The following is an 18,164-nucleotide window of genomic DNA, read 5'->3' on the forward strand; positions in this document are numbered from 1 at the left end:
CAAACTACATTTTATCACATTTAATCCTTTTCAGCTAGTAAAAATAAAAATATCGTCCCTTTTGGAACGATATCTGCTAATTCTGTAATTATTATTTTTCTCTTCTTACTTGTCCAGGCCAGTCCACTTCCAAGAAGTTACTTCTGGAATGTCTTCACCGTGGTCCCGGATGTAAGCGTGGTGCTTAGACAGCAGGCTGTCCATCTTGTCAATGAAGGCCGCGCTCTTGTCCTTCAAGGCTGGAATTTGCTCAACCGCGTCCTTGGCCAGGTCGAAGCGGTCAAGGTGGTTCAAGACCCGCATGTCAAATGGCGTGGTAATATCACCATTTTCTTCATAGCAGTGAATTGAAACATTGTAACGCTTGCGGGCAAACCAGATGGATTCCATCATGGTCTTGTAGCCGTGCCATGCGAAGATGGTCGGTACGTCAGTTGGGAAGAGGCGGTCAAATTCTTCTTGAGAAATAGCGGCCGGGTTATCCTTCGGTGCCATCAGCTTCATCACGTCAACCACGTTGATATAGCGGATCTTCAGGTCTGGGAAGTTCTGGTGCAGGATGTCGATAGCTGCCAGAGTTTCCATGGTCGGTTCAGTTTCAGTTGAAGCAAAGACCACGTCCGGCTTGGCATCCTTGTCAGTTGAAGCCCAGTCGATGTAGCCCAAGCCATTGTCAACCAGCTTGGCTGCTTCTTCAGGAGTGAACCATTGCGGCCGTTCCTGCTTGGAAGTTACCAGCAGGTTGATCCCTTCCCGGTCACGGAAGGCCTTGTCAGCAACAGCCAGCAAGGTGTTGGTGTCACTTGGCAGGTATTCATGGATCATATCCGGCCGGTTCTTTTCAAACAGGTGGGTCAAAAGACCTGGATCCTGGTGAGTGTAGCCGTTATGGTCCTGCTGGAAGACAGTTGAAGTGGCCACAAAGTTCAATGATGGGTAATCGCGGCGCCAGTATTGTTCCTTAGCCTTCCGCAGCCACTTCATGTGCTGGGTCAGCATAGAATCAACCACCCGGCCGAAGGCTTCATAAGTAGCGAAGAAGCCGTGGCGGCCAGTCAATACGTAACCTTCCAGCATCCCTTCGTCTTGGTGCTCTGACAATTGCGAGTCAATCAAGCGCCCTTGCGCAGCCAGATTTTCATCGTTTGGCTCATGGATTTCGCTTTCCCATTGCCGCTTTTCGCTGTCCAGGAAGTCAAAGAGCCGGTTGGACTTGGATTCATCCGGACCAAAGCCGCGGAAAGTAGTCGGGTTCAGTTCCGCCACCTTGGTCAGGTACTTGGCCCATTCCACCATGTCCTGGGCATTCTTTGAACCAGGCTTGCCAACTTCAAAGGCAAAGTCGCGCCAGTCTGGCAGGTTCAAGCGCTTAGGGTTGATCCCGCCGTTGGTGACCGGGTTCATGGCCATTCTCTGGTCGCCGTGAACCGCGTTTTGCAGGACTAAGTCAGTCGGGTAGCCGTTTTCGTCAAACAGTTCTTCTGGCTTGTAGCTCTTCAGCCAGTCCAGCAAAAGTTCCTTGTGGTCCATGTGCTTCTGGTCAACCGGAAGCGGAATCTGGTGGGCCCGGAAGGAGTTTTCAATCGGCTTGCCATCCAGATCTGCCTTAGGACCAGTCCAGCCCTTCGGGCATTGGAAGATCAAAAGCGGCCAGTGGGCAAATGATTCATCGCCGTTTTCCCGGGCATTCTTTTGAATGGCCTTGATCTCTTCGATGATAGCGTCCAAGGTCTTGGCCATTTCTTCGTGAATCTGGTCAATGTTCTTCATCCCGTCAAAGCGGCCGCCCTTGAAGGTAGATACGAAGTAAGGCTTCCAGCCCATGCCTTCAAAGTACTTGGTCAGTTCTTCGTCGCTCATGCGGGAAGTAATGGTCGGGTTGGAGATCTTAAAGCCGTTGACCTGCAAAATCGGCAAAACAGCCCCATCCTTGACCGGGTTGATGAAGCGGTTGGAGAACCAGCCAGCTGCCAGCGGGCCGGTTTCTGCTTCCCCGTCGCCGATTTCTGTAGCGGCAATCACGTCTGGGTTGTCCAGGATGGCACCCGTTGCGTGTGACAAGGAGTAGCCAAGTTCCCCGCCTTCGTGGATTGAACCTGGGGTTTCTGGAGCCGCGTGAGATGCTACCCCGCCAGGGAAGCTGAAGCGCTTGAAAAGCTTGGTCATCCCGGCTTCATCTTGAGTAATTTCCGGGTAGATTTCAGTGTATGACCCATCCAAGTATGAGTTGGAAACCATAACTTGGCCGCCGTGACCGGAACCTTCAATGTAGAACATGTTCAAGTCATACTTCTTGATGACCCGGTTTAAGTGGGCGTAGATGAAGTTTTGCGGCGCGATCGTACCCCAGTGACCAACTGGCTTGATCTTAACGTCATCAGCCGTCAGTTCTTCCTTAAGCAAAGGGTTCTTAAGCAAAAAGAGTTGCCCGACTGACAAGTAATTGGCGGCCCGCCACCAAGCATCAACGCTCTTTAAGTATTCTTTTGAATCGTAATCTACTGCCATCTTTTTACTCCTTTGAGGAAACTTGTTTTCTTTATTTGCTTTAATCATACCATTTGCTGAAAATAAGTCAACTAATTTATTAATTGGATCCTACCAATTTTGCAAATCCTTAAAATACTTTGCAAAGAGGAAAAATAGATAGAAATAGTGAAAAATAAAACGGACAGGTATCACCTGTCCGCATATATCTTTTGTCTTAATTCAAATTGACAAAGCTGTTGAAGCGCATGTACTTGTAGTGAACCCGCATGCTGGAGACTTCAAATGGCGTTCCGTCATCCAAAAAGAAGATCCCGTCCATCACGCCGACTGGCTCAGTTGCCTTGAGCTGCAACTCTTCTTGGTCTTCTTTGCTTGATGGGGAAACCGTAATAGTCAAATAGGACCTGGTGACCGCTTTGTTTTGCGCGTCTTCCAAGTAGTTGAACAAGGACCCCTGCAGAATCTCTTCTTTAAGCTCCGGCAGGATCTTGATCGGCACGAAGCCTTCTTCAATCAAAAAGGGCTGGCCATCCAAAAGGCGGAGGCGCTTAAACTGGTAAACGAAGTCATTTTCACTCAAGAAGAGGTCCTGGGCCGTTTCAGGACTGGCCTTGACCACTTTAAATTCCAGCAGCTTGATCCCCTGCTTCTTGCCTGGAACCAAAAAGCTGTCCGTAAGGCCCAGGTTGGACCCTTCATAGCGAAACATCGCCTGGTTCTTTAGGTACAAAGGATTGATAAAAGTCCCGCTGCCCCGCTTCTTAAACACAATGCCCTGCTGGGCAAGGAGTTCCAGGGCCCGCTTCATCGACGACCGGCTGACCTGGTACTGTTCGGCCAGGCTGCGCTCGTCGGGCAGCCGCATCCCCTCATATTCGCCCGCTAAAATCCGGCGCTTGATGTCATGCATGACCGTCTTGTAAACATAATCAGCCATTCAGTTCACCTACTTTGCCTGGGCAATCGCAGCCAGGAACCAGTCTTTGAAGGCCTGGCGGTCAACCTTGACCGCGATCTTGGCATTGGCCTTTTGCCCAAAGAAGCCATCAAAGTCCATGACTGAAGCCCCATAAGTGTATGGGCCCTTGGTGTCTACCGCCACGTATGCTTCCTTGACTTCAAACAGGTCTGGCGCCAGCAGCATGGCCGCCGTCAAGGCGTCATAGATCCGCTTGCCCTTGTCCGCGTCAGCATCGTTTAATTCGTATTGAGAGTTAAGGCCGTAGATCATTTCCCCGACCCGGCCCAAAGCCTTGATTTCTTCCAGGCTGGCCGCGTCAACGAAGGCCTGGTTGCCGACTTCCAGAGGAGCCACATAGATATCCAGGCCCTTGGCGCCTAAGTCAAAGACGATCTTAGCTGCTTCCGGGTCCCCGGAAACGTTGTATTCGTCGTAAGGACCGTAGTTGCCCCGGCCCAAGGCCCCGCCCATGATGTAAAGGCGGTCGATCTTGTCCAAGTCTTCCGGATATTGGCGGAAGTAAAGGGCAAAGTCCGTAGCTGGCCCGATCTGCATCAAGGTCACCTTTTCTGAACTTTGACTGACTACTTCGTGGATCTTGGTAGCGGCCAGGCCCTCTACCAAAAGGCTCCGGTCAGCTTCCGGGAAGTCAAAGCCGTCCATCCCGCTTGCCCCGTGCACTTCAGAAGCATCGATGGCTTCCTTGACCAAAGGCAGCTTGGCCCCAGCCACAACCGGCACCTTGGTGCCCAGGAAGGCTTGCAGGCGCAGGGTGTTGTTCAAGGTCTTCTCCAAAGAAACGTTGCCCCAGGTTGGCACGATCATCTTTACGTCCAGTTCCTTGGCGAACAGGGCGATCGTTAAGCAGACCGCGTCGTCGATCCCGGGATCAGTTGAAATAATTAAGGGTTTCTTGTTCATTAATCGTTCTCCATTTTTCAGAATAGCTTTATTCTATCATTTCGCCCGGCAAATAAAAAGAAAAGAAGCGGTTGCTTCTTTTCTAAAAAATTTTCTTAGCGGCTGCGGACTTCGATCTCCCCGTTGTCACGGGCAATAATGACCTGATCGCAGATGTTCAAAAAGAGCCCGTGCTCAACTACCCCGACCGTGTGATCCAGGTAATCAGCCAGACCGCTTGGCACCGGAATCCGGTCCAGCTTGAGGTCCAGAATATAGTTGCCGTAGTGGGTCTTAAGGCGCTGGCCGTCAGCTTCTAAGCGGAATTCCGGCTTAAGGCCTTCGTCTTCCAGGCGCTTTTCTACCTGCATGCAGGAGATTGGCAAAACTTCTACTGGCAAGGCAAAGCCGCTGAGGTGGTCAACGACCTTGCTTTCATCCACGATCCAGACATTCTTCTTGGAGTTGACGGCCACGTTCTTTTCCAAGGTCAAGGCTGCCCCGCCTCCCTTGATCCCGTTTAACTGGCTGTCCACCCTGTCTGCCCCGTCAACCGTCAGGTCGACCTGGTCAACTTCGCTGAGGGGGCTGACCGTAAAGCCGTAGCCTTCTAACTGCTTTTGGCTGCGGCTGGAAGTGGTCACGACCGCCTTGAGAGTCAAGCCGGCTTCTTTTTTCTTGCCCAGTTCATCAATGAAAAACTTCACCGTTGACCCAGTGCCAACGCCCAAAACCATGCCGTCTTCCACCAAGGCAGCTGCCTTCTTGGCAGCAGCCTTTTTCAATTCATCTTGCTTTGCTTGGTCCATTTTTTGCCTCCGCTATTTTTCCAAAATGCTTGTCAGTTCAGCTACCTGCTTAGCCACTGAGTCACGGCCGAAGATATAAGAGCCAGCGACAAAGACATCAGCTCCGGCATCTTTGGCAAGCTTAGCCGTCTGATCATTAATCCCGCCATCTACTTCGATTGGAAGATCTGGCAGAATTGCCCGGGCGGCCTTGATCCGCTCTGGCGCTTCTTCCATAAACTTCTGCCCACCAAAGCCCGGGTAAACCGTCATCAAAAGAACTTGGTCAACCTTGTCAATGCAACGCTCCAGCACCTTGATATCAGTGTCCGGGCTAAGGACTAACCCGCGGGAGACGCCCTGCTCCTTTAAGTAGTCCAACCAGTGGTCAATTCTGTTTGGATAGTCAGCTTCATAGTGAATTTCAATCAAGTCGCTGCCTGCTTTGACAAAAGCCGGCAAAAGGTCGGGCAGGTTGTTGCTCATCAAGTGCACTTCCGCGGTCAAGTCCGGGAACTGCTTTTTAAAATCACTCACCAGCTGGGGGCCATATGACAAGTTAGGCACGAAATGCCCGTCCATCACGTCGATGTGGAAGCGGCGGATTCCGCTGTCGGCTGCTTCTTGAATCTGCTGGCCCAAGTGCAGGTTGTCGGCGTTGAGAATTGATGGTGCAATAATCATTTCTTCACCCATCCTTTACTCAGCTAAAGCAGCTGCAACGCTGGCCCGGTCCGGAATTGACGGCTGAGCCCCCATCTTCTGTACGGCCAAAGATGAGGCCCGGTTGGCAAAGCGGGCTGCCTCATGCAGGTTGCTGAAGTCGCTGGCCAATTCCCCAGCCAAAAAGCCTAAGAAGGTGTCGCCAGCCGCCGTCGTGTCCACCGCCTTGACCTTGAAGGCTGGTACTAAGCCCGTAAAGACTGGAGAAGACAGGTAGGCCCCCTTGCTGCCGTAGGTGATGATCACATGCTCAACGCCTAATTCATGCAGCTTGGCCGCGTTTTTTTCCAAATCAGCCTCTTCTGCAACTGGCAAAGAAGTCAAAAGAGCACTTTCCGTTTCGTTTGGCGTAATCAAGTCAGTCACGGCTAAAAGATCAGCTGGCAGGTCCTTGATAGCGGGAGCCGGGTTCAAAATAGTCACCTTGTCAGCCGCCTTGGCCAGCTTGAAGGCAGCGGTAGTTGCTTCAAGCGGGGTTTCCAGCTGGGCGATGACGCAGTCAGCTCCTTCAATGACGTCTTTAGCCGCCAAAATATCAGCTTCAGTCAAACTGTAGTTGGCCCCGTGGTCGATGATGATGTCGTTTTGCCCTTCCGCGTTCAAAGTGATGTAGGCATGGCCTGTCTTAACGCCTTCCGTGGCCAAAACATAGTCAGTCTTGACCCCGTAGCCGGCCAGTTGCTCCTTCATCCAGCTTCCGTATGAGTCTTCGCCGACTCTAGAGATGAAGATGGTCTCAGCCCCGCTCTTAGCGGCCGCGACTGCCTGGTTGGCCCCCTTGCCGCCGCCAGCCTCGCTGACCTTGTTGGCGTTGATAGTTTCGCCTGGCTTTGGGAAGTTTTCTACATGCAGGGTCGTGTCCACGTTGCTGGACCCGATTACTACGATTTTTTTCATAGCATTTTCTCCTTAACTTTAATTCCTAAGTCAATTATAACTATTCCCGCTCTTTTAAAAAAGCGCTTTAGTTGACCAGCTGGTAGGCAATCTTGAAGCGGCTGAGATTATAGCGGTCATACAGATCAGCCAGGACAACGTTAAAGTTCTGGATCCTGGTATTTGGGTCTGGATTCTTTGAATCAAAACGCTCTGCCAAAGAAGCTAAGGCCTGGCTTCTGACTGCCTCGTAGTCGCTCAGCTGGTCCACCCGGCCGCGCAAGTCCCGGCAAAGGGCGCTGAGGGTGAAGTCTGACTCCGCCGCTAAAAAATTCAGCTGGCTGTCAAAGACTAACTTGTAACGGTAAGCCTTCCGGCCGGGGAAGTCCTGGGAATTGAACAAGTCCAGATACAAGACCAGTTTCTGCTTTTCCAGGCTGGCCAGGTCCTTACCTTGACTGAGGCACTTAAACTTCAGAAAGTTGACAAAATAGTCGTAAAAGTCCCCGTAAAAATCTTCTTCAAAGCGTTCGATACTTGGATCTTCCGCCAGCAGCTGCTTTTCCAGTACTTCTTCAATCGTCATTTGCATGGCTCCTCTTCTAATTTTTTCTTGCCTTCTGCTACGTTTACAGTCATCTAAGAAAAATTATACCCGGGCTGCTGCTTGAAATATAGTTCCAATTTTCTAACAAAAAAGCGCGTCAACTGACGCGCCTTTTTGATCAACTGTTTTATGGATTTAACTTAATGTAGATGCATAAGCCGGCAACTAAGAGTAAAAAGCCAACACAGGACAGAAAAATCACCTTTTGCCAGCCTTTGGCCAGGTGGTCACTTGCAAAGGAAAACAGCCACCAAGCTAATGTTGCAACGGCTGACATCCACAAATTGTGCTGGCCGCTCGCAAGATCAATAATCATGAATACTGCCACTAAAAGTACCGGTGGGAGCAGGTACCAAGTCAACTTTTTACTCATTCAAATCCCTCCCTAATTAAAAATTCTTTCATTACAGCTCCTCCATATCATTTTTATTAAAAAATAATAACGGCAAAATGTGAAGACGTCAACCCTTTAGTTACAAAAAAGCGCGTCAACTGACGCGCCTTTTTGATCAACTGTTTTATTGTTCTTGATCATCTTTTGACTTTTTGTCTTGCTCATTGAAGTCTTGCAAAAAGCTGTGGTTAAACAATTCTTCCTTAATCTGTTCCATCCGCTGCTCTGACTGCTTCTGCCAGTCCGTCTGCAGGTTCCGGTGATACCTCAAGTAATTGGCCATTCGCCCGGTCCGGCTCAAAAAAGCCTGCTGCATTTTGCTGGAATCCAGGAAACGCTGGTCAACTTCTTTTTCCAGCAAATTCCCTTGGTCGTCAAAGCGGTAGCCGCCCCACATGTGCTGTTTGATGGGGTTCATGGGCAGGCTGTCAACGTAGTGCAGCTTGCCAACCATCCGCTTGCTGGCCGTATAACCCAAAGTCACCGGATCATAGATGTCAACATAGCTGTTGATTTTGCCCCGCAGCTGGGCCACCAGCCGCCGCTCTTTATGAGTCAAAAGCCGCCAGATATTGGTGCCTTCATAAAGATATGCTCCGGCAATCCGGTCAGGAAAACGGCAATTTGCCAAGGCGTATTCAGCATTGATCGCCCCCAGGGAATGCCCGTAGATGTAGAAACGCCCATCTGGAAACTCCTCCAGCCAGCGGTTAAGATAGCGGCTGGCCGTTATCAAAGCGCTGGGCACCTGCCGTTGATCCGTCAGCATGGCCAGAAAAATCGGCCAGTTGGTCTTCAGCCACTCATCACGCCAGGTAGTCGCGTTGCCTTTTTTAAAGCCATAAGAGCCCTTAAACAAGACTGTGATCTCATTTCCGTTTTCGATCAAAAAAGCCTGCATCCCGTCCTTGGCATAAACGTCCCGGGTTAATTGCCCGATCGTCTTACCGGCGACTTTGACTGTCTCGCCCACGTTCAGCGCCTCATAAGACAGCTTGGTCAGTTCAACCCGGTCCCGGTCGGTCAATTCTTCATTGATCATTCTTCGTCTTCCTCGCCTTGCAGGTACTTGGCAAAGCGGGCATAATCGGCTTCCATTTGGTCGGCATACTTGACGGCCCACTGAGCCAGACCGGTGTCCAGCTCTTTTTGCTTATGAACATAGCCATAGATCATCGGTGCCGTCGGGCTTTGATAGTGGGCAACGGCCAAAATGAAGGAGCACATCTGACAATAGGCGGAAAAGCTTTCCTGGTCCAGCTTGAGCGGGTCAATCGAGTCTTTCATATCCCGGAACTGGCGGACGTAAAAGCTTCTGCCGCCAGCTTCCATGGCCCCTAAGAAAGGATCATGGTAGGTCTGCAGAACCCGCTGGGCAGTGATGATTCGCTTGCCTTCGCCCTTGCCTTGAGCCTGGCTTTCTTCAACCGTCAAGGCCGACAGGTTGTAGCGAAGCGGCAGGGCTTCTTTAATCTGCAAGACCAGGTGGCTGCCATCCTTGCCGGTGAGCAGGGCCAGGTAGCAGCGGGTTCCCCAGCTGCCGACGCCCACGCTGTAGCGAATGATGTCAGTCACTTCATAATTGATCAAAAGGACACGGACATCGTCATTTACGCTCTTCTGGTACTCTTCCAGACCAGCCAAAAGCTCGTCATAGATTTTTTGAGTGACATGCCGGGCCCGGGGCGGATTGTCCTTGAAGCGCAGGCGCCCGTCTTCCGTCTTTTCCGTGAACTTCTTGACCACAGCATCAGAATTGTTCTTCGGTGCCCGGTTAGCCACCTTCAAAAGAACCCGCTTCATTTGTTCGTTATCCGTCATTTGGCCTAAAAGGTCATCAACGCTGTAAGACAAGTTGAAACGGTCAAGCAGAGTCAAGGAATTAGCGTACTTGATTCCCCGCCGGTAAGCGTGGACGCTCTCCGCCAAAATGCTATCCAGCTGCTCTTTCGGGTAGCCATTGATCCGGCCAGTCAAAACCACGCTAGTCAAGAGGCGCTTGAGGTCAAATTCCCAGTTGCCGATCCGGGCTTCGTCAAAATCGTTCAAGCCAAAAAGAAGCTGACGCTCCGGAGAAGCAAAAAAGCCAAAATTGGTCAAGTGGGAGTCCCCGCAGATGATCACTGGAATATGGGACTGGCCTTCTGGAAACTGACGCAGGTCCTTTTCCATGATCCCGGCCGTGGCCCGGAAATAGGAAAAGGGGTTCTGCATCATCCGCTTGTGCCGCATTCCGAGCAGCTCAGGGATCATTTTCTCCTCAGTCAGCTTGATCAGCTGGACCACGTCCCGCTTGACCGGGTTGAAGGTACTGATCGCCGCGATTGGATGTTCCTTAAGACGGCCTTCTCCCTGCTTGATCAGCTCTTCCTGGCTGTCGCCGATAAACATTTGATCGATTTTAAAAGTTTCGATTTCGTGGCGGTCTCTTTCCATTTTTCAGCCTACTTTTCTTCGTCTTCCAATTCGCTTTCCTGCGGCTTCATGGCCTCAAAAGCGTCTTTCTTCTTAGCCTTCTCTTCTTCTTCCTCTTCTTCAACAATCCGCACCTTTTCAGCTGCTTCAGCGATGAAGTATTCCTGGCTGTTGAATGGCGTCTGCCCCCGCCGGTCGGCATGAACCCACTCGGTCTTGTGCAGAATCCGGGCCTGGACATTGTCCTGCCACATCTTGGCAAAAATGTCCAAAACTCTTTCCTTCAAGTCTTCTTGCAAAACCGGGAAGAGAGTTTCCACCCGCCGGTTCAAGTTCCGCCGCATCATGTCGGCGCTGGCCAGGTAGACTTCTTCCTTGCCGTCATTGTAGAAGTAGTAGATCCGGCTGTGTTCCAGGAAGCGGCCGACAATCGAGTACACCTCGATGTTGTCGCTGACGCCTGGAATTTCCGTCTTCAAGCAGCAGATCCCCCGAACGATCAAGTGGATCTTGACCCCGGCAGCGGAAGCTTCATAAAGCTTGGCGATCACGTCCGGGTCAGACAGGGAGTTCATCTTCATGTGAATTTCAGCATGCCGGCCAGCCTTGGCGATGGCAACTTCATTGTCGATCTTTTCGTAAATAAACTGCCGGATCAGCTTTGGCGAAATCCGCAGCTTGCTGAAGTAAGGCGGCTTGGAGTAGCCAGACAGCATGTTGAAGAGGTTGGTCGCGTCAACGCCCAGGTCCCGGTCACAGGTGAAGAGGCCCAGGTCGGTGTAGAAGTGAGCAGTAACATCGTTGTAGTTACCAGTCCCCAAGTGCAGGTAGCGGCGGATTCCGTCTTCATCGCGGCGGATGACCAGGGTTACCTTGGTGTGAGTCTTTAGGCCCACCAGCCCGTAGATAACGTGACAGCCCATCTGTTCCAGGGTTCTAGCCCAGTGAACGTTGTTTGATTCATCAAAACGGGCCTTGACTTCCACCAGAACCGTAACCTGCTTGCCGGCTTTAGCCGCCTGGCCCAGGTACTTGATGATCGGAGAATTGCCAGAAACCCGGTACAGGGTCATCTTGATAGCCAGAACATCTGGGTCCTTGGCTGCTTGCTTGACAAAGTTCAAGACAGCATCAAAGCTGTCGTAAGGGTGCTGAACCAGGTAGTCCTTTTCCCGGATTGAGTCAAAAATATTGTGGTCGCTTCTCAAAGCCGGGTCGATAAAGGCCTGCATCGGCTTGTAGCGGAGGTCTTCATGGCCTTCAACCATTCCTGGCAGCTTCTTGAGGAAGGTCAAGTCGATCGGGCCGTTGATGCTGAAGACGCTGCTTTCTTCCACGTTCAGCCGTTTCATCAAGTGCTTGAGCAGCTTGGTGTTCATGCTGCTTTCAACTTCCAGCCGGGTTACGTGGCCGTGCTCGCGGTCTTCCAGCTGCTTTTTAACCGCCAAAAGGAAGTCGGAAGTATCACTTTCAGAAACGTCCAGGTCCATGTCCCGGGTAACCCGGTAGCAGGCTGCCTGGCGGATTTCGTAGCCGTCAAAAAGCCGGTCGGCGAAAATCTTGATAATGTCTTCCAGCATGATGAAGTCATTGTCGCCATCCGGCAATTTGACCAAGCGCGGGAAAATGTTCGGCACTCTGAGCGTGGCAAACTTGTGCTCGCCGCTTTCCCGGTCCTTAAGGCGCAGGGCAATGTTCAAGGAGTTGTTGTTGATAAACGGGAATGGCCGGGATTGGTCGTCAGCCATCGGGGTCAAAACCGGGTAAAGTTCATTTGCGAAGTAGCGGCGAATGTATTCTTCCTGGTCTTCAGAAAGTTCGTCGCCTTCCAAGATGTTGATGCCATTCTTGTGCAAAAGCGGCATCAAGGACCGGGAATAAGTTGAGTAGCGCTTCTCAACGACTTCATGTTCCTTTTGGTTGATGGCCGTCAATTGTTCAAGCGGTGTCAAGCCGCTGGCATCGTGGCTCTTGACCCCGGCAGCCACCAGCTTGCTCAAGGAAGCCACCCGGACCATGTAGAATTCGTCGACGTTGGACTGGGTGATCCCCAGGAAGTTGGCTCTTTCCAAAAGCGGCTCATCAGGGTTTCTGGCTTCGTCCAGGCAACGGTCGTTGAAGTCCAGCCAGCTCAGTTCCCGGTTGGCATAATAACTAGGATCGGTGAATTTATTCTTGTTCTTAGCAATCGTCATTTTTTACTTTCCCCTCTTCTGCTTCATGGCAATCTTCATGCCGAAGACGGCTTCAGCCAAATTGACATTCTTTTCAAAAACCCAGCGTTCCAAGGTCAGATCCCGCTTGCTGGTCACCGTGATCAGCATCTGGTCATCCTTGATGGAAACCACAATCTTACTGATCTTCTGCTTGCGGGAAGCATCCAGGCTGTTGGCCAGGCGCAGGATGGCAGCCAATTTGGCTACCCGGACCTGCAGGGCTGGATCAAGGTGGCGGTATTCGCGTTCATCAGCATTCAAGTTGGTGATGTCCTGGTGCTTCAAAATGCTCAAGAGCATTTCATTTTCCCGGTCAGACAAGCCGATGATCTGGTTGGCCCCCACAATGTAAGCAGCATGCTCATAGTGGTTGTGGAAGTTGATGAAGTTGCCGATATCATGCAAGCGGGCCGCGATTTCCAAAAGCTGCCGGTCATCACGGTCAACCATGCCGGCGTGGGCCAGGCGGTCAAAAATATGCAGGGCAAACTTGTTGGACAAGTTGCTGTGCTTGCCGCCTGATTCGTAGCGGCGGGCGATGTTTTTGGTCGCCGTCAAAACGATAGTTGAGTATTCGTCCGGCCGGTACTTCAGCTTGGCAGCTTCCTGGATCATCAAACCGGTGATGGCTGAAGACTGAGTCAGTGTCATCATGTGCGGCTTGATGATCTTGACCAACTGGTTGATCAAAACGATAGTCGGCTTCATCCGGGCCAGGGAGTCGGTATCCAGCTGGTATTTTTCCATCAAGTACTGGTCTGGGGCTTCTCTGAAGTCATCATAAACGCCGGCAAATTGCTCCAGGTCGATGAGCCGGGCCTTTTCTTGCGGCCGCAGGCTCTGCTCGCCTCTGCCGGAAACATGCTGGATGATGATCCGGGCCTTGCCAGTCGGCTTTTCAATCGTCTTGAAGCTGACCAGCTTGCGGGAGATGTAGTCGCCGATAATGTCGATCGGATCGCTTGGCGTGTCCCGGGTCATGGCTGACATTTCTTCAATTTCTTCCGGGCCCAGGGCAAAGTTCCAGGTTGACAGGTAGTGCTGGCCCTTGAACAAGGTGAGGTTGAGCATGGCGCTGCCCATGCTGAGCAAGTAAGTAAATTCATCATCCTTCAGTTCTGAGAACTGCGGCAGGGCCATCCCGGCAATGATCTTGTAGTAAGCAATCTGGGCCCCGTTCAGCCATTCAATTTCCAGACCAGTTCTGACCTTGATCTGGTCGGCCAGATAGCGCGCCGAAATCTTGTCCAAAAGCTGCCGGTTGCCGTAAACCTTGTAGTTGTCGATCCCGTATTCCGCGATCTTCCGCTTGAAGCCGATCAAGGCGTCAGTCAAGCGGGGCAGTTCGCTTTCATAAACTTCAAACTTCTTGCCGCCTTGGACAAACTGGGCAGAGCTCAGCTGCTCAATGATTGACAGTTTCTTCAAGTCAACGATAAACAGACGGGCTTGATATGATGATATGTAAATTAGACCAAATTGTCTTTTGCTCATATGTCTCTCCTCTGGTTGTTTTCACATAGTTTTCAAAATGAGCTTTAAAATTCAGCTGTAAGCGCTGAGTCACCTATTTCAATTGTACAAAAAATCTGCCCCTTCGGCTTATTTTTCCAGGTAAAAATCCATTTTTTAACACAATTTAACCTGGAAGTAAAAAAAACAGCGCGTCCAAAAACGAACGCACTGCTTAAGTTGCTTTAAATTATTCGCTTGCCTTCAAGCGAGAAGAAGCTTTGATATTGAAGCCTGGAACGCCGCTAAACCATTTCTTCATCAAACGGGCGTAAGTCCCGTTCTTGCGGAGTTCTTTCAAGGCCTGGTTGACCTCAGCCGTAAACTTGTCTTCCCCCTTCTTGATGCCGATCCCGTACGGCTCAACCGTAAAGGTGTCGCTCAGCATCTTGAACTTGTCCTTGTCATTGGAAATCAAGCCGGCCAAAACGGCATTGTCGCTGACCATGGCATTGGCCTTGCCGGCCTTTAAGGCATTGTAGCAAGAGCCATAGTCGTCATAGAAGATAACCCGGGCCTTTGGGGCATACTTGTGGACGTCACTGTCAGCAGTTGACCCCTTGACAGCCGCGATGGAGTACTTGGAAGTATTGAAGTCCTTGATGGAATTCAGCTTGCTCTTTTTCGGCACGATCAAAGTTTCCCCGGCCATGAAGTAAGTGTCGGAAAAATTAATGATCTTGCGCCGGTCAGCCGTGTTGGTCATGGTAGCCATAACGGCATCGACGTTGCCGATCTTGAGGTCCATGATCCGGGACTTTTCACTGATGTATTCAATCTTCATCTTGCCTTTAGGGCCAAGAATCTGCTTGGTAATGGCCCGGGCCAGGTCGACTTCAAAGCCGGTGGCCTTGCCGCTGTCCACGTCCATCATGCTGAACAGGCGGGTGTCGGCCCGCATCCCCCAGGTGATGGTGTTTGTCTGCTTAACCCGGTCATAGGTGCTGCTGGATTGACTATGCGAACAAGCGGTAAAAACTAATGATAACAGCAAAACCGCCATAAAGGCGGTCAGCTTCCTCAGTTTGCGTGCCATTTTTCCTCCTTGGCAAAAAAACTGCTAATACTTGATTCTCTTGCTCAAGTAGTTGGCAAAGCTGGACAAGGCGAAGCAGATGATAAAGTACATCACTGCCACGGCCAGGTACATTGGAATCATGTAATTGGTGTTTTGGTTGTAGATGATTTCAGCGTGGTAGAGCAGTTCCGGCAAAACGATGATCGTCGCCAGGGAAGTATCCTTGATCAAGGACACGAACTGTGACAAAAGGGCCGGAATCATTTTGGTCAAGGCCTGGGGCAAAACGACGTGGGTCATGGCTTGCATGTAGGTCATCCCGTTTGACCGGGCCCCTTCCATCTGGCCAGGGTCAACGGCCATGATCCCTGAGCGGACAACTTCCGCGATCATGGCTGATTCAAAGACCACCATGGCGATTACTGAAGCCTGGAAGGCGTCAACTCTGATCCCCATGACCGGCAGGCCAAAGTAAGAGAAGAAGATGATCAGCAAAAGGGGCAGGTTTCTGATGATGTCGATGATCACCCCAACCACTTTGGAAATCCGCGTGGTCTTGGCGTCAATTCTGGTAAAGCGGATCAAGCCCAGGGCCAGGCCGATTACAAAGCTCAAGATGATTGAAATCACTGAAACTTCGATCGTGACCCAGAATCCCTGCAGCAAAAAGCGGAGGTTGATCCAGGATAATGCTTCTGTAAGATTTTCCATTTATGTGCCTCCTAAACGCCCTTCTTTTCCAAGTACTGCATGTAGTAGCTCAGCGGCAGGGTCAAAATCAAGTAGAACAGGCCAACCAAGACATAGCTTGGAATAGTCTGGAAAGTGTTGGATGCCACGATGTCCCCTTGGTACATCAAGTCAAAACCGGCAACAAAGGCCAAGATACTGGAGTTCTTGATCAAGTTGACAAACTGGTTGCCCAATGGCGGAATCACGATTCTGAAGGCCTGGGGCAGGATAACGTAGCGCATGGCCTGCCAGTAGGTCATCCCGTTTGACCGGGCCCCTTCCATCTGGCCGGTGCCGACAGATTGGATCCCGGAGCGGACAGTTTCAGCGATGAAGGCTGATGAATAGATGGACAAACCGATTGTCCCTGCCTGGAAACCAGTCAGTTTCAGCGGCGTGTAGGTTGGCAGGACCAGGTAAAAGACCATGGTCACGACCAGCAGGGGAATGTTCCGGAAAATTTCGACATAAACCTTGGCTACCCCGCGCCAGAACTTGTTAGGCACGGTTTCCAGGATGGCAAAGCCGGATCCGATGATCAAACTGAAAAACAAGGAAATCAGACTGCAGAGAATCGTATTCCAAAAACCGAGCAAAAAGGTGGACCAGTTTGCTCCAAGTAAACTCAACATTAATATTCAGCCTCCTTAACACTGAATCCTGGAATGTTGCCAAACCATTTCTTGACAAGCTTGTGGTAGCTGCCGTCTGCCTTGGCTTCCTTCAAAGCCTTGTTGATGGCTTCCAGCATCTTGGTCTGCCCCTTTTCAACGGCAATCCCGTAAGGTTCAACGGCAATCGTGCCGCCAACCAGGTGCAGGTTCTTGTGCTGCTTGGCGATCCCGGCCAAAATCCCGTTGTCTGTTGCCACCGCGTCCCCCTGCCCGGCTAAGAGGGCATTGGTGCAAGAGCCATAGTCATTGTATTGGCGGATCGTGGCCTTTGGCGCCAGACGCGCGATATCGGCTGCCGCGGTCGTGCCCTTAGCGACAATGACCACCCGGCCCTTGTGGTTGAGGTCTTTGATTGACTTGACAGAGCTGCTGGTCTTGGTCATAAGGGAAGTCCCCGCCTTAAAGTAAGGGGTGGAGAAGTCAACTGACTTCTTTCTTTCGTCAGTGATAGTCATGGTCGCCAGAACTGCATCAAGGTTGTTGTTCTTGAGCTGCGGGATCTTGGTCTGGGCCGTGACCTCAATAAATTTTGCCTTGCCGTCCTTGCCCAGGATCTTCTTGGTCAAAAGGCGGGCCAGATCGATTTCAAAGCCTTCCAGCTTGTTGGTCTTGACACTCTTGATTCCAAACAGAGCCGTATCATATTTGACGCCCCAGGTAATTGTCTTGCTGCTCTTGACGTGATTGTAGACGCGCACGGAGTTGTCACTTTCAACCGCGCAGGCAGAAAGCGAAACAGTGGTCAGCAGCAGAAAAAGCAGGGCGGCAACTTTGCGGAATAGTTTCTTGCTTTTCATGTAACCGCTCCCTTCTTCTCATTAGTGGTCAATTACCTTGCTGAGGAATTCTTGGGCCCGCAGGTTGCGCGGGTGTTCGAAGAAGTCCTTCGGGTTGTGGGAGTCTTCCAAGACTTGCCCCTGGTCAAAGAAAATGACCCGGTCGCTCACTTCTCTGGCAAAGCCCATTTCGTGGGTAACGACCACCATGGTCATCCCTTCAGCGGCGATAGTCTGCATGACGTCCAAGACGTCCTGGATCATTTCCGGGTCAAGGGCACTGGTTGGTTCGTCAAACAAAAGCACCTTTGGCTTCATGGCCAAAGATCTGGCGATGGCCACCCGCTGCTTTTGCCCACCGGACAATTGTCTTGGGTAAGAGTCTTCCTTGTCCAAAAGGCCGACTTGCTTGAGCAGCTTTTCAGCGATTTCCCGGTTTTCCTTTTCGTCCCGGTGCAAAACGATTCTTGGGGCCAGCATGACATTCTCCAAGACAGTGTGGTTTTCGTAGAGGTTGAAGTGCTGGAAAACCATGCCGACGTCCCGGCGGATCTTGTTCAAGTCAGTCTTCTTGTCCCCCAGGTCATAGCCGTCCACGTCCAAGACGCCGGAAGAAATGCCTTCCAAACCGTTCATGGTTCTGATCAAGGTACTCTTGCCCGCGCCAGAAGGGCCGATGATGGAAACGACTTCGCCTTCGTCAATGCTTAAGTTGACGTCTTTCAAGGCATGGTAGTCGCCGTAGAACTTGTTGACTTTCTTGAACTCAATAATTGCTGCCATAGTGGTCCTCCTTGTTTTATTAATGCTTAATTAAATAGCCACCTGTTTGACTCAGTATCTGCACTTTAAGGCCTGTCTGCCAAGCTGGTCCTCTCACGCGAAAAAGGTTCGATTATTAGTCGGCAGTTTGGTGAAAACGCCGGTATTTTTCCCTCTTTCACAGCGAGAACCGAATCATCTCAAAAGTGCCATTGCTTTTTTCTTTCCAGGACGCTTGTTTTTTATTTAAGTATGATTAATTTTTTATTAAATTTACCAGAAAACAAGCTTTCACGCAAGCATTTTGTCAGTTCCAGCTC

General features: G+C 51.0%; 17 protein-coding genes. All 17 read right to left on the reverse strand.

The window, feature by feature from the left end; translation table 11 throughout:
* Positions 1–105 precede the first annotated feature (105 nt).
* Complete coding sequence (locus ACYVUV_RS08200) at positions 106–2,508, reverse strand: phosphoketolase family protein (RefSeq protein WP_439775758.1); 2,403 nt, start codon at positions 2,506–2,508, stop codon at positions 106–108.
* A 196-nt stretch (positions 2,509–2,704) separates the two neighbouring features.
* A complete protein-coding gene (locus ACYVUV_RS08205) occupies positions 2,705–3,427 on the reverse strand; it encodes a GntR family transcriptional regulator (protein WP_439775759.1) in 723 nt (240 codons plus the stop codon).
* A gap of 9 nt (positions 3,428–3,436) precedes the next feature.
* On the reverse strand, positions 3,437–4,372 hold the full coding sequence (locus tag ACYVUV_RS08210; protein WP_439775760.1) for a nucleoside hydrolase: 936 nt from the start codon (positions 4,370–4,372) through the stop codon (positions 3,437–3,439).
* Positions 4,373–4,467: 95 nt separating this feature from the next.
* Positions 4,468–5,160, reverse strand: coding sequence for a ribose-5-phosphate isomerase RpiA (gene rpiA / locus ACYVUV_RS08215; protein WP_439775761.1), 693 nt, complete (start codon positions 5,158–5,160; stop codon positions 4,468–4,470).
* Positions 5,161–5,172: 12 nt separating this feature from the next.
* Entirely contained in the window at positions 5,173–5,823 is a 651-nt protein-coding gene (gene rpe, locus ACYVUV_RS08220) for a ribulose-phosphate 3-epimerase (RefSeq protein WP_439775762.1), read from the reverse strand.
* A gap of 15 nt (positions 5,824–5,838) precedes the next feature.
* Positions 5,839–6,759, reverse strand: coding sequence for a ribokinase (gene rbsK, locus ACYVUV_RS08225; RefSeq protein WP_439775763.1), 921 nt, complete (start codon positions 6,757–6,759; stop codon positions 5,839–5,841).
* A 67-nt stretch (positions 6,760–6,826) separates the two neighbouring features.
* Complete coding sequence (locus ACYVUV_RS08230) at positions 6,827–7,324, reverse strand: hypothetical protein (RefSeq protein ID WP_439775764.1); 498 nt, start codon at positions 7,322–7,324, stop codon at positions 6,827–6,829.
* Between the two features lie 148 nt (positions 7,325–7,472).
* Entirely contained in the window at positions 7,473–7,718 is a 246-nt protein-coding gene (locus tag ACYVUV_RS08235) for a hypothetical protein (protein WP_439775765.1), read from the reverse strand.
* 145 nt (positions 7,719–7,863) lie between these two features.
* Positions 7,864–8,781 carry an alpha/beta hydrolase family protein gene (locus ACYVUV_RS08240; RefSeq protein ID WP_439775766.1) on the reverse strand — a complete coding sequence of 306 codons (918 nt, stop codon included), beginning with the start codon at positions 8,779–8,781 and terminating at the stop codon, positions 7,864–7,866.
* Positions 8,778–10,175, reverse strand: coding sequence for a DUF2252 domain-containing protein (locus ACYVUV_RS08245; protein WP_484499252.1), 1,398 nt, complete (start codon positions 10,173–10,175; stop codon positions 8,778–8,780). The genes ACYVUV_RS08240 and ACYVUV_RS08245 overlap by 4 nt, the downstream gene beginning before the upstream one ends.
* Before the next feature lie 8 nt (positions 10,176–10,183).
* The gene (locus ACYVUV_RS08250; RefSeq protein WP_484499253.1) at positions 10,184–12,349 is read right to left on the reverse strand and encodes an RNA degradosome polyphosphate kinase; all 2,166 of its coding nucleotides are present in this window, start codon (positions 12,347–12,349) and stop codon (positions 10,184–10,186) included.
* Positions 12,350–12,352: 3 nt separating this feature from the next.
* Positions 12,353–13,864: an exopolyphosphatase gene (locus tag ACYVUV_RS08255; protein ID WP_439774732.1), complete on the reverse strand. Its 1,512-nt coding sequence runs from the start codon at positions 13,862–13,864 to the stop codon at positions 12,353–12,355.
* Between the two features lie 208 nt (positions 13,865–14,072).
* A complete protein-coding gene (locus ACYVUV_RS08260) occupies positions 14,073–14,918 on the reverse strand; it encodes a transporter substrate-binding domain-containing protein (protein WP_439774731.1) in 846 nt (281 codons plus the stop codon).
* 24 nt (positions 14,919–14,942) lie between these two features.
* A complete protein-coding gene (locus ACYVUV_RS08265) occupies positions 14,943–15,611 on the reverse strand; it encodes an amino acid ABC transporter permease (RefSeq protein ID WP_439774730.1) in 669 nt (222 codons plus the stop codon).
* Positions 15,612–15,622: 11 nt separating this feature from the next.
* Complete coding sequence (locus ACYVUV_RS08270) at positions 15,623–16,264, reverse strand: amino acid ABC transporter permease (protein WP_439774729.1); 642 nt, start codon at positions 16,262–16,264, stop codon at positions 15,623–15,625.
* Positions 16,264–17,103, reverse strand: a complete 840-nt coding sequence (locus tag ACYVUV_RS08275; RefSeq protein ID WP_439774728.1) for a glutamate ABC transporter substrate-binding protein — start codon at positions 17,101–17,103, stop codon at positions 16,264–16,266. Before ACYVUV_RS08275 ends, ACYVUV_RS08270 begins: the two co-directional genes overlap by 1 nt.
* Before the next feature lie 21 nt (positions 17,104–17,124).
* Complete coding sequence (locus ACYVUV_RS08280; protein ID WP_439774727.1) at positions 17,125–17,865, reverse strand: amino acid ABC transporter ATP-binding protein; 741 nt, start codon at positions 17,863–17,865, stop codon at positions 17,125–17,127.
* Positions 17,866–18,164: the final 299 nt, after the last annotated feature.

It is taken from the genome of Lactobacillus sp. WILCCON 0149 (assembly GCF_057197965.1).